The following is a 14,073-nucleotide window of genomic DNA, read 5'->3' as shown; positions in this document are numbered from 1 at the left end:
TTTAGTGGTTTGTAAAATAATAAGCAATTAGGCGTAACACGTTATTAATGGAGTTTTGGTGATGAAACGTGAAGTTATTGGGTTTTCAAAAATGGCTAATCAGCTATTGGATGAGCACTTAAAAGAATCTCCCTTCTTTTTTGCTTCGCCTCACAACACCATGCTTGGCGTGGGAATTGCTCATCAGTTCAATCAGGCGATCCCATTCTGTAAGCTGGCGGATCAAGCAACAAAGATGCTAGAAGCAGCAAAAACAGATGAGTACGATAATCCTATTTTATTTGCGACGATTCCTTTTAATGAAGAGACGGCGACGCGTTTCTTTATTCCAGAAAAGCTCTATGTTTCTGGTAGCCCGCGGGCCAGTGAAAAAGAGGAGCAGCAGAGCCACAAAGCGACCATTGTTTCACCGCCAACAGGCAACGACTACAGGCAAGGAGTCACAACCTTACTTGAGCTGTTTAATACCACCGAACTATCAAAAGTGGTGCTATCACGTTTAGTGAAACTCTCGACTCCACAACACATCGATCAAACTCGTTTATTGCGTAATCTGTTGTCCATCAATCGCAATGGCTACACTTTTTCTACTGAAATTGGCCCTAACGCCAAGTTAATGGGCGCCAGTCCCGAGTTGTTGTTGGCGAAGAAAGGCGGGTTTATCGTTTCTAACCCCCTAGCAGGCTCGCGGCCTAAATCAAACAATGCGGTGCAAAACCAACAACGCTCTGCTTCATTACTTGATACGCAAAAAGATCTGAATGAACATGCCTTCGTCGTCGAGGAAGTTGAGAAAGTACTCAGCCGCTACTGCCATAACTTATTTACCCCTATGGTTCCATCAGTGATTGAAACCGAAACGATGCTGCATTTATCAACAGTGCTTGAAGGGCAAGCCGATGATCCGATGATTAACTCGCTGCGCATTGCAGCAGAGTTACACCCAACACCCGCGGTGTGTGGTTATCCAAGATTATCGGCTTATCAAGCGATTAAGCAGATCGAAACCTTCGACCGCGGCTACTTCACTGGCATGATCGGTTGGTGCGATGCTCGGGGGAATGGCGAGTGGGTTGTCACGATACGCTGCGCTGAAGTGAGCCAAAACGAGATGAGTGTGTTCGCTGGAGCTGGCATTGTGAATGAATCCTCACCGCAGAGTGAACTCGATGAAACAGGGGCAAAAATGAGCACCATTTTGAAAGCCGCTGGTATTGAAATTGATGAATTGCTTACCGCCTAAGGAGTGGTCATGAATAATCTTAACCCGACCGATTTTACCCCTTGGCCAGAGCAATTCAGCCACCGCTATCGTGAGCAAGGCTACTGGCAACAAAGAACCTTATTTGATTACTTCAGTGATTCCGTCAAAAAAAGCCCTGACGCCATCGCACTGATTGATGAGTTCGGCCAGTACAGCTATCAAAATTTATATCAGAAAATGATCAGCCTTGCGGCTGGCTTGAGCTCACTAGGTTTGCAGCGGGGTGATAATGTCGTACTACAAATGGCCAATCGTGCTGAATTCTATCTCTGCTTTTTTGCCTTGACCATGCGAGGCATTAAACCGGTTCTAGCTCTGCCAGCGCACCGCTATCTAGAGCTGAGCTATTTTTGCCAACATACTCACGCCAAAGCCTATATTTTTTCAGACGATATCGTGGGCTTTGACGCGAAGCAGACCGCGCAGAAACTACGAAGTAGTTGCCCTTATCTCTTGCATACCATTGTTTGCGGTCAATCCTCACACGAGCAAATTCAGGAATTAGATACGCTTTACCACTGCGGGGAAGACGATCCTATTACTCATTCGGTCTTGGCTGATCAAGTGGCTTTTTTTCAGCTTTCCGGCGGAACGACCGGTACTCCCAAATTGATCCCTCGTACGCACAATGACTACGCTTATAGCGTACTTGGTAGCATTCAAATTTGTCAGTTTGGTCCACAAACGAGGTATTTGTGTGTTCTTCCCGTTGCGCATAACTTTCCACTCAGCTCGCCCGGCGCATTGGGCGTCTTTTACGCCGGCGGTTGTGTCGTGCTCGCTTCCGATACCACACCGCACACCGCTTTCCGTTTAATTGAGAAGCACCACATTACTGTCGCAGCACTAGTGCCGCCGTTAGCGCTACTGTGGATGAAATACGCCGAGTCCGCTACAGAAAACATCGAGAGCCTCACTCTGGTACAAGTCGGCGGAGCGAAGTTTAGTGAGGCCGCAGCAATGCGCTTACCGACGACTCTTCACTGTCAATTACAGCAAGTGTTTGGAATGGCTGAAGGGTTGGTTAATTACACACGACTTGATGACCCACTCAGCGTGATTGTTACTACTCAAGGACGCCCAATTTCAACTGATGATGAAGTGATGATAATCAACGATGAGGGTGAGCCCGCTGCGGTGGGTGAGGAAGGCTTACTCATGACCAGAGGCCCTTATACGATTCGAGGTTATTACCGAGCTCCAGAACATAACCAGCGCTCATTCACCGACCAAGGCTTCTATATCACAGGTGACAGAGTGCGTAGGACGGCTGAAGGAAATATTATCGTCACGGGACGAGAGAAAGATCAGATCAATCGTGGTGGAGAAAAAATCGCAGCCGAAGAGGTTGAAAACCTGCTACTTCAACATCAGGATGTTCATGATGTGGCTTTGGTTGCTATTGCTGATGAGTTTCTTGGTGAACGCAGTTGCGCCATTGTCGTTCCAGATAATGGTAAAACGCTTAAACCCATTACTCTGAAACGATTTTTACACGCTCAAGGATTAGCAGAATTTAAGATCCCTGATCACATCCATTTCGTCGATGAATTACCCAAAACCCCCGTGGGCAAAGTCAACAAGAAATGGTTAAGAACGCAATACTCTCACTAATCATGGCAATACAGGCGCTCAAAATAACGTGAAGATGAAAAAGCCGATATCGTCGATATCGGCTTTTTCTGGGCGATGCGTTCTCTTTCGCTAGTCTAGTCGCCCAGTATACTCAAACCGGTTGCTCTTCAGTGGAACGCGTGTCCGTGACTTGATGTGACGACTGAGCAACAACACTAGGCTCCATCACATGCCACCACTCTCTTAAAGTTGAATATTTAATCATCTCTGAAAAGGCGCACTCTATGCCCATCTTGCGCCATGATTCAAATAAGGTAACCGCGCGGATAGAATCTAAGCCAAGAAAAGTGAGCTTCTCATCTACATCCACTTCATCTAAATCGAGATCCAATAGCTCAGCCACTTGCTGACGCATCTGTTCAAGGCTCAATAAACCGGTTTCTTGACTGTGGATCATTTGTGGTTTTAATGCCTCAAGCGAGGTCACGCAGCCAACACGCTCTGTGATGTATTTCAACGTATGATGATGATCTTCCAAAGAGAAGTCAGCCACAGCATCACCGACCACAAAAGGCTGTATATCCAACATAAAGGCATCTAACGCCGTTGATAAGATACCTATATGTGCATAGACACCCACAATGATCAACTGGTCACGCTGTGTCTCTTTCATCCACTCCAGCAGCGGCGTTTTCTTAAACGCGCTATAACGCCATTTGGTGTATTGGATATCCCCGTCTTCAGGTGAAAGCTCAGACACAATCTCAGTATCTTTTGTCAGCCCTGTTCCCCAAAAATCAGTCAGTAGCGCTCTCTCTACTGGGTCTTGGTTAGGGGGTTGAGCTGTGTACACCACGGGGATATTGGCCTGACGAGCCAGTGATTTCAGCTCTGAAATATTCGCTAATAACTCAGGAACGGGTGCCTGAGAATGATCAAAAAAGTTGATAAAGTACTTTTGCATATCGTGAATGAGCAGTACCGCTCTATCCGCTTGGACATGCCAGTGAACTTTATTTTTCGGAAATGTTTCAGCCAGCGGAATGGAGTAGCTGGCTATTTTGGGAATCGCCATAAATATAATCCTTGTTAAAAGAGGCTTTTCTCGTTCGTGATGCCTTAAAGCCAATAACGACTTCAGAAATAAGAGGCTCGTATTCGTCGACAATCGCCACTCAAATGGTAACAATTATCATTTCATTAATACTAAAGCAGTCTACGCATAAAAATCAATTGTTAATGAGATTAATTCTCAATTATATGCATAACGTACCGCTCTCGACTCACGGCAACACAACGAGAGCCCACCACAAAACGAATAGCTAATTCATCGTTTGCGCCGCAGGTTGGGAAGTGACCTCATCTGAGGAGACGTTAGGTTCTGAGCTTGTGTTAACGATAAGCGCTGGATCAAACAGAGTCGCTTGGCGTAATGAGCGAAATGCCATCACCATCAACGCACCAATTCCCGTTGCACCTAAACCAAAAGTGAGGATCGACATCGTTGGTGCTAGCACTTTACCCAACGCCCCTAAACCGAGTGCTCCAATCGAGTCTCCCGATACATCTTGCGCCGTCCATAAGCTACTTACGCGGCCTAACAGGTGATCTGGAGTGTGTCCTTGTACGATCGAATATTGAATCAGAGAAGCGACCGAACCCAAATAACCATAGCCAACTAAGATGAGAGCAAACCACCAAAAATTATTCACAAGCCCCATAGCCACAATCGCTAAAAATGAGCCTAACGTCGCGTAGATTAAGACCATTCCTGGCTTTTGCGACTGTTTTACCCAACCTGAAGTCAGTGCGCCACACATCGCCCCCAACGGAATGGCCGAATACATCACACCTGCGTTAGCGGCGGTACCCTGAAATGAGACTAAAGCTAACGCAGGGAACATCACTCTAATCGCGGTTGCTAATGTTTCGAGTGTGCCAAACAGCACTACACAACCAACCACTTTGTTTGAAAATAGAAATTGAACACCTTCATACAGTGATTGAAATGGATTCTCCGGCGTATGATGTTGCGGTTTCATCGAAGGTAATCTAAACAGTGGGATCAGCGTACAAAGCGTTCCAACAGAAGCCGCAATATAGTTCCAACTGACATCACCGACAGTGATCAGTAAGCCGCCAATCGCTGGTGAGAGAACCATACCTAATCGAACCGTTAACATGCTCAATGCGGCAGCTTCAGGTAATTTTTGTCGCCCAACAATGGTCGGTAAAGCAGCCATCAAGGCCGTCATACCCATAGCGCCAAAAAAACCATCCCACACCGAGAGGATATAGAGAGCCGCTAAGGAGGATTGCGCGACTATGCTATTGAATGCTAATGCAGCAAACCCAATACCACAGGTCGCGCGCGCAAACAAAATCAATCGACGGCGATCGTACTTATCGGCCAATACGCCTCCTAGCAGCAGGCCAACAAACATCCCGATACCATCCAATGCCATGATAAGACCTACCTGCAAGGTCGAACCGGTCATTTGATGTATCTGTATCGGCACTGCGACCGTCATCATGCCAAGAGCAAGCACTGACATCATGCGGGCCATAAAGACCATTCGGAAATGTGGGTTGTTTTTCAGTAGGCTAAAATCTAAAAATATATTCTTTATATTCATACTATTATCTATTCAAACCAGAATGTAATGCTTTCAAAACATCGCGAAGATTAAGACGAAACCAGCCTTGATACGCACTGGTTTCGTCGATGGTGGTTTTTGTTATTTTTTCAGTGCAGCCTTCGACTCCAGCAGCGTATTTAAACATTCGCCAATCTGGCGTACATTTTCTGGGGCCAAAATATCTTCATGTGAACAATCAAACTGATGTTTAATCAACTGGCCGACAAAAGATTGCCAATGAGCATCAATATCATAACCATCTGGCACCGTACGTTGCGCCACGAAAAGGTGTGCCGGACCTTGATAATCAGACGTTTGTGCCTGTGCAAGTAGACGTACCGCATCTTCATAGTTAGCGGTAATCTCATTGAACATCGCCAAACGTTGCTCATCTAATTCAATATCGGTTAGCTCATTGATGGCCAGAAACTGCTCTTTTTCACGCTCAATTTCGTACTGCTCTTCTTCATCCATCGGGCCATCCCAGCTCTGACCTTCCGGTGGATAGGTATCCAATAACCCTAAAAAGTGCACCTCTTCACCCTGCTGTTGAAGCTTCGCGGCCAATTTTTGTGCCACAATTCCGCCAAATGAATAGCCTAATAGATGGTAAGGTCCAAATGGCTGTACCTCTCTTAAGACGGGTAATAAACGATCACACACTTCTTCCATCGTTTCACTGGTCGCCATCGCTCCGCCGGGCCGAGGTGATTGCAAACCATAAATGGGATAATGTCCTGTCAGATATTTAGGTAGCCCTGTGTATTGCCAAGCAAAGCCAGAAGCAGAGTTGACGCAAAAAAGTGCTGGGCCACTTCCGGCACGGATAGGCAGCACTTCACCAAAACCAGCTAAGGTGGGGTCGTTAAAAGCATCTTCATCTAGCAGCAAACTCGCCAGTTTCTCCACCGTAGGATTGACCATGATTTGACCCACTGTGACAGGTAGGTTTAGCGCTCTTCGAATATCTGCCGCTAATTTCATCGCCAGCAGTGAATGCCCGCCGAGCGTAAAGAAATCATCATCAGCAAACAGTGTTTCGACAGCTAATACTTGAGAAAATAGCGTCACCAATTGTGTTTCAAGGCCCGGATGAGCCTTGCGCCCTACCCGTACTGCGACGTCATTTGGCCGCGGCAATGCTTTTTTATCTAGCTTGCCGTTGGCGCTAAGCGGATAGTGATCCAGTAACACGATAGCCGCGGGAACCATATGGGCTGGTAAATGTTCGGAAAGTTCAGCGCGTAGCTTCTCGCCATTCGTTACGCTCATATCATGCGCGATGACGTAACCGATAATTTGCCGTTCATCAGCGCCCAACATACTTGAATGGGTAGAGAGCGTCTGAGCACAGACCAACGCTTGTTTTACCGCAGGAAGTGCCTGTAATGCGCTTTCAATTTCACCCAGTTCCACACGCTGCCCGCGAATTTTTATCTGATCATCACTGCGTCCTAAATACTCAATCGAGCCACACGCTAACCAACGTACGACATCACCAGTGCGGTACATTCGCTCGCCACAAGTAAACGGATTGGCGATAAACCGATCCGCCGTTAACGCACTGCGATTAAAGTAACCGATGGCTAATTGCTCGCCAGCAAGATAGAGCTCGCCCGGCACACCGATTGGTACAGCTCTTAAAAAGCTATCGAGCACATAAACTTGGGTGTTCCATACCGGTAAACCAATCGGTGCACTACGGCCAACGCTTGCGTTTAATGCCTCGCCGTAAGCTGGATAATAAGTCACGTCAACCGCCGCTTCCGTCGGGCCGTACAAGTTATGCAGCGGTGCATTAATTCTACGTGCGTACTGATGGCAGAGCTCTTTCGCAAGCGCTTCACCTGAGCAAAATACTTGCTTGAGGCTTGGTGCTACGGTGAAACCCGTTGGGTGAGTTGCTTCAATTGAGGCCATGAAAGCTGCCAGCATTGAGGGTACAAAGTGCATCGTGGTCACGTGATAATCGTCAATTATTTGCAATAACCATTCAGGGTCTTTATGCGCTTCAGCCGGAGCCATCACTAAGCTCGCCCCTTCCAGTAAGGGCCAGAAAAACTCCCACACGGAGACATCAAAACTGCAAGGCGTTTTTTGCAATACCACATCATCAGAGCTCAAGGGATATTGGTGCTGCATCCACTTCAATCGGTTGACAATCGCTTGATGAGAAACCAACACCCCTTTTGGGTTACCCGTTGAACCTGAAGTGTAAAGCAAGTAGGCCGCATTTGAGGGGGTAAGCCCATCTGCGCGGTTCTGCCGCTCTGCGCGCACGGGGGCTGGTAACTTATCCAGCAACAATAGTGTCGCTAAACCTTCAAAACGTGAGGTGAATGAAGAGCAAGTGATGATCAGCGCAGGCTTAGCATCATTGATCATGTAGGCCAAGCGCTCATCTGGATAACCAACATCCAACGGTAAATAAGCCGCACCACATTCGATAATACTGTAGATCGCCAAGCTCAAGGTTGCGCTGCGTGGCAAGGCAACAGCAACAATATCCCCGGCCTTAACACCTTGCTGAAGCAGCAAATCGGCAATAGCGGCCACCTGCTCAGCCAGTGCTTGATAGGTAAAACGGTGCTCACTATCAATTAAAGCCAACTGATGTGGAGAACGTTGTTGCTGCGTGATCATCAAATCACGCAGTGTCGTGCGTTCAACGGCGGTTTTGGTCTGGTTGACGCGTTGCTGCAATTCAATTTCGCCACTTAACCGCAGATCCCATTCAGCGAAAGGCTTATCACTCGAAACCATAAACTCATCCAGCATTTGCTCAAATCGTTGTACGATCTGTTTTGCTACGCCGACTCGGTCTCGATATTCAAACAGGATATGCAGTTGCTCTCCCGGTAAGACGAGAATGGTTAATGGATAATGGGTATAGCCACGATTGTGGATAGCCATTAATTTCGCGCCGCTAAAGTCTTGCTGGTACCAACGGCTATGATCTGGATAGTTTTCGACCACCAGCAAGGTATCAAAGAGTGTTTTTCCACCCACCAGTTGCTGGATCTCACCCAAGCCAAGTTCATCGTGCTCCAGTAATTGGATTTGGATCGCTTGGTGCGCTTTTAATTGCTCACTCAAACTAAGGTGAGGTTGCAGTGTCACACGTACAGGCACGGTATTACTGAATAACCCTATCTGTTCATCAATACTGGCAATACGGCTGAACCGACCAGAGATTGGCGTACCAAAAACCACCTCTTCACGGCCCGTCATGCTGGCGAGAATACTCGCCCAAAGGCCTTGCATTAAGGTGCTCATGGTTAAGCCATGATGTCGTAAACACTGATTTAACTGATCCGTTTTATGCTTTGATAGCCATAACTGATGCTCGTTAACTTCCTCGCTAAGCGGAATATCATCAAAAGCCATACTCGGCTGGACATCAGCTAATACTTTGCACCAAAGCTCGGTCGCAACGGTTTTATCACGCTGCGTTAGCTGGCTCACAACATGAGCATAGCCGACGGTTACCGGAGGTAAATTCGAGACCCCTTGGGCGTATGCACTGAGAAAGTCATTCAATAAAATCGGCGTTGACCAGCCATCGACCACCAGATGATGTGCCGAAAGGAGCAGTGTGCTTTGCTGATCACCATGAAAAATCAACTGGGCCTGCAACAGGCTGTGGGTAGGATCGTTAAGGTCAAACTGGCGGCTTAGCTCTTGCTTCTCTAACTGATCAATCAACGCGCTTTGCTCATCACCACTCATGTTTGTTATGTCATAACGTGTCAGTGGCCAACTTGGATTAACCTGCGTCATCACCTGTACGGTACGCCCCAATATCGAACTATCAAATCGAGCGAGCAACTGCGGATGACGCCTAATCACCGCATTAAGCGCTTCGCTCACGCGATGCTCAGACAGTTGACCTTGGAAAGTAAGACGCGTGGTGGAGTTATAACTGCTATTTTTATCCCCTAATTGAGATTGGAACAGTAATCCTTCTTGTAAAGGCAATGCTGGCAGTACATCCGCTAACTTGCCATAGTGGTGTTGCAATAGGCTCGCTTGTCGCAGTGTGATTCCCGGCTCGGTATAGTCAGCAGGTACAGAGAGGTCCAACTCAGCACTATCGCCAACTTGTAGCGCTTGCTGTATTTTGAGCAGCTCACTTTCAATCTGTTGGCTCAGCGACACCATTTCCTGTTGGCTGAATAGATGAGCATTCCAAGACCAGTTGAGCACCAATCGCGGCGTTGCCGATTCTTCGACGAAAATATTTAGCTCTAAGGGATGCTGCAAAGCCCGTTCACTGTTTAAGGTGACGGCAAATGTATCGGCAAACTGCCCACTATATTGCTGTGGTGACCACTGACCATCGCTGCTTTGGAAACGGCCAAGGTAATTAAACAGCAATGACGGTTGGCGTGTATTCGCCAACGTGCGTAACTCATCTCGATACGGATTATCAAGATAGCGCAGCACCATATAACCTAGCCCTTTATCTTTCACACTGCGCTTACTTTGCTTCACTTCACGTAACCGCTCGCGGTAATCACCCTGCTTTGGCACGTTAATGATCAACGGATATTCGGTGGTAAACCACCCTAGAGTTTGGTTGAGATCGATCTCCTCTTTACACTCTTCACGGCCATGAGATTCGACGTTCACTTTAATCTCTTCACACCCATAACGTCCTGCGATCGCCCCCGTGACCGCGGCTAATAGCATCTCTTCAATATCGAGATTCGTCTGGTGTGTAGGTAATTCCAATAAAGGCTGCGTAACGGCATGAGAGAGTGGCGTACGCCAATGCGTCATGCGTATTTTATCGACAGGATCCTTGATGGGAGCAACAGCACGCTGTGCCTGCGCTCGCCAAAATGGCATTTGCGCAGCAGCGACCGCTAAATGTTGATACAGCGCTTTTGACCAACAATGGATACCGGTAACCTCCTCAGAAATCACCGCCACTTCACCTGTGACTTGTGCTTGAGTTAATGCCTGCAACTGCGGAAGCAATATTCGCCAAGAGACACCATCGATAAGGAAATGGTGAGCAAGGATCATGAGACTTTTACGCCCACTGCGCTCCGTTATCATCACCAAGCGTAATAGCTGACCCGATGATATTGACATCGACTGACTGCGCTGGCTAAACAGACTGTCCAACACGGGGCCATCTAGCCTCTCAACCGAAACCGATTCAACCCAGTTTTTTACATCAAGATTTTGCAGCGCCTCAATATGGTATTGCTGCTCTTTTTGGACCAAGCGACATACGGAATGGTTGGCGACCAGTTGCACTAAACTGGCTTGCAAGTGCGCTAATTGGGTTTCGCTTTCCACCTCAACAAGCACACTTTGCACATAACTGGTTGTATTAGAAAATGTCTCCTCAAACCATTGCCACATAGGTAGAGGCCGAATAATGCCTTCTTGTTTCTCGCGCTGTTGTTGCTGTAGTGGCACCATTTGGCCCGCCATCATACCCAGTTGACGGGCTGCAAAAATAGCTTTGGGTCGTAGATCATAGCCCGCCGTTCGCAATCGCGTCCCAAGGCTCATTGCCGAAATACTGTCCCCGCCTAGGTTAAAGAAGTCATCTGACATTCCTACGTCACTGACACCGAGTAGCTCGGTGATCGCATCACATAACAGCTGCTCTGGTTGGGTTATTGGGGCCACGCGTTCGCTACGCGTGCCTGCCGAGTACTTAGGGAGCGCTTTTCTATCGATTTTCCCATTCACATTCAAAGAGAAAGCATCCAAGATCATCACATTGGCTGGCTGCATATAGTCAGGCAGCGCCTGTGCGATAAGACTTTGCAGTCTTTGCTCTGTGAACGCGGGTTGAACTGACTCACCCTGAGCCCCTTTCTCTAAAGTACAGTAAGCCAATAAACGATGAGTATCGCCAACAGACTCTGCCACGACTACCGTCGTATTAACACCATCAATCGCATTAATAGCACTTTCTACATCGCCCAATTCAATACGAAAACCGCGAATTTTGATTTGGTGATCACACCGGCCAACAAAATCCAGTAACCCATTGTCTCGCCACTTCACCAAATCACCAGTGCGGTACATTATCTTGCCATACGCAAAGGGGTTCGCCACAAAACGTTCTGCTGTCATACTTGGCTGGTTGAGGTAGCCCTTTGCTAACCCCGCACCCGATAAATAAAGCTCACCCACCTCACCAATAGCGACAGGCTCTAAATTTTCATCAAGCACGTAAACACAAGCACCGGCAATCGGTCGACCAATGACAGGCGATGCATCTGCATCAAGCGAAGCGCTGATCGCATCAACCGTAAATTCTGTTGGTCCATAAAAGTTTTCCACCAGCAGTTCGGGAAACTCACTCACACGTGACCAAAGCTTTTGTGGTATGGCTTCACTACCAATCAAAACTAACGTCGGCACGTGAGCACTCGTCATTAATCCACTATCGAGCATTTGATCAAACAGTAAAGGCGGTAAATCAAGAGCATCGATATTATCTTCAGCAACACACTGAACCAGTTCGTAGGCGTCTTTCCGTTGTTCATCGTCATACAAATACATAGTATGGCCAGACAACATCCAGAGTACTTGCTCCCAAGAAGCATCGAAGGAGAATGACGTCGTATGCGCCGCACGAACAGTAATAGCTTGTTCTGGTAACTGACGACGTGTCGCCAGTTTGCTGATGGCCGCAGAAAAAATCGAACCTTGATGAGAGCGCAGTAAATTCAACAGCGCTCCATGTGTGTTCATGACTCCTTTGGGGTGGCCAGTCGAACCTGAAGTAAAGATGATATAAGCCACATCGCCGTGGCTGATCGTCGGTTTGGGTTGTGGCGCTGTGTGAATGCGAGCCAATTCAGGAAGAGCAATAAACCTAGGAACGTAGCTTATCGATGAATAAGCCATGTTTTGCTCATTCTCCTCCACAACTAAGCACCAAGGGCGTGCTTGTTCAACAATCGATTCAATACGTTCTATGGGATAATCAAGATCGATAGGCAGGTAAATCGCACCCGCTCGCAAAATCGCTAGCATAGTCACGACGCTTTCAGGCCCACGTCGTAACGCGACACCGGCAATATCACCTTGGCGCAAGCCTGCGGTAATCAGTTGATCCGCTCGAGTTTCAATGAGGTGATTGAAGGCATCAAATGTCCAACGCTGCTGTTTAAACACCAAGGCCTCTTCGTTTGGCTTGCTCTCAACCGTCTGATGCCATACATCCAGCACAGTTTGCTCTGTTTCATGTTCATGTTGTGGCCCCACCGACCACAAAGTAATCTGCTGCTTCTCGCTCGGCGGGATTAACTCTACCAAATCAAGTGGCTGTGTTGGATGGTTGGCAATCTGCTCTACCATCGCAACGAAACGAGCGGCATGAAGTTCTAATGACTCTTGGCTATATTTGGTGCTGTTGGCCGTGATATTAACACTCAGTGTCTGGCCATCGAGCACTGGCGAAAATTCAATCTCATCAATCGGACCTGCCGAGAGGATATGTGTCTCAGTCTCTACGCCAGATAAATTCAGTGCAGCTTCAAAGGGTTTAAAGTTGAGTATCGGGCCATAGAGCGGCTGGCCTACTAATCTCAGATCGCGTTGGATCTGCTCAGCGTCATACATCTGATGGCGACGAACTTGGCGGATGGTTTTATTCATCTCTCGCGCCACATCAATAATGCTCATTTGTGGATGAAGTGACAGTGCCACCGGCAGTACATTCACTACCGCACCAGCGGCACAAGTGGCGGCATTGCCCATTCGGCGCATAAAGGGGACACCCACACACACTTGCTCTTGCCCAGAATGTAAATGGAGATAAGCAAATACCATCGCCATCGCAAGCTCAGCAGGTAACAACTGTGGACTATAGCGAGTTAACCACTCTCCACCGATTAATGGCACGGTGTGAGTGAGCGTGCTCGATGATGTATTGGCTGCGCTACCTGTGGTGAGCGAAATAACATTGGGTAAATGAGCCGCTTGCGTTTGCCAAAAGTCATACGCCTGCTGGCGCTCAGCCGAGTCTAAAAATTGCTGATATTCTTGAATTACATCACTAAAAGCGCTGAACTCTTGAGGTTTCGCAGCGCCAATCCGCCAATGGTTATAAAGTTGGCAGATGTATTGACTGATGGCATTCACGCTGAACCCATCCACGTCAATATGATGGTAACGTTGATACCAAAACCATTGTGGTGCATTGCTTGAACCAACATCAATTAAACAGTGTCGGAAACGCCTCTTTCTTACTGAAATGTCCAACCGCTGCGCAAGATCGTGCTTCATCCACTCCCGAGCCGACTCTTCTGGCAAGGCGGCTTGTGAAAAGTCGAGGATTTCAAGCCACTGCCCTTCTTCATCCGCTGGATAAAACTGCTGCCTCACGCTGCCATCGCTCTCTAAATAATGGCAGTGAAGGGAATCAACGCCTTGCAAGCCGATGGCTACCGCGTTTAAAAATAACTCAATATCGATTTGACCTTGAATCACCACGTAGTGGGCAACATTAAATTGCTCTGGATTGGGCATCATCTGCTCGGCAAACCAAATACCTTGCTGTGTACCGATAAGAGGCCACTGATCCTCTTGCACTGATGAGTTGTACATCTCTTTATT

Annotated in this window: 5 protein-coding genes; 2 read left to right on the top strand and 3 right to left on the bottom strand. The window is 47.7% G+C overall.

Going from position 1 to position 14,073, the window contains the following annotated elements:
- Window positions 1-55 precede the first annotated feature (55 nt).
- Window positions 56-1,243 carry an isochorismate synthase gene (locus AACT42_RS03165; protein WP_094131590.1) on the top strand — a complete coding sequence of 396 codons (1,188 nt, stop codon included), beginning with the start codon at window positions 56-58 and terminating at the stop codon, window positions 1,241-1,243.
- Between the two features lie 3 nt (window positions 1,244-1,246).
- Window positions 1,247-2,878 carry a 2,3-dihydroxybenzoate-AMP ligase VabE gene (vabE, locus tag AACT42_RS03160; RefSeq protein ID WP_094131591.1) on the top strand — a complete coding sequence of 544 codons (1,632 nt, stop codon included), beginning with the start codon at window positions 1,247-1,249 and terminating at the stop codon, window positions 2,876-2,878.
- Between the two features lie 112 nt (window positions 2,879-2,990).
- Here vabE and AACT42_RS03155 read toward each other — a convergent pair whose 3' ends face one another.
- The 3 genes from AACT42_RS03155 to vabF form a co-directional block, all read right to left on the bottom strand.
- Window positions 2,991-3,914, bottom strand: a complete 924-nt coding sequence (locus AACT42_RS03155; RefSeq protein WP_176429042.1) for an isochorismatase family protein — start codon at window positions 3,912-3,914, stop codon at window positions 2,991-2,993.
- A gap of 247 nt (window positions 3,915-4,161) precedes the next feature.
- A complete protein-coding gene (gene vabS / locus AACT42_RS03150) occupies window positions 4,162-5,475 on the bottom strand; it encodes a vanchrobactin export MFS transporter VabS (RefSeq protein ID WP_017045631.1) in 1,314 nt (437 codons plus the stop codon).
- 102 nt (window positions 5,476-5,577) lie between these two features.
- The gene (gene vabF / locus AACT42_RS03145; protein WP_094131593.1) at window positions 5,578-14,064 is read right to left on the bottom strand and encodes a vanchrobactin non-ribosomal peptide synthetase VabF; all 8,487 of its coding nucleotides are present in this window, start codon (window positions 14,062-14,064) and stop codon (window positions 5,578-5,580) included.
- Between the last annotated feature and the right edge of the window lie 9 nt (window positions 14,065-14,073).

It is taken from the genome of Vibrio sp. V15_P4S5T153 (assembly GCF_963874485.1).
Taxonomy (GTDB): domain Bacteria; phylum Pseudomonadota; class Gammaproteobacteria; order Enterobacterales; family Vibrionaceae; genus Vibrio; species Vibrio anguillarum.
The sequence above is the reverse complement of the archived record's forward strand: the minus strand, read 5'-3'. Positions and strand labels throughout refer to the sequence as shown.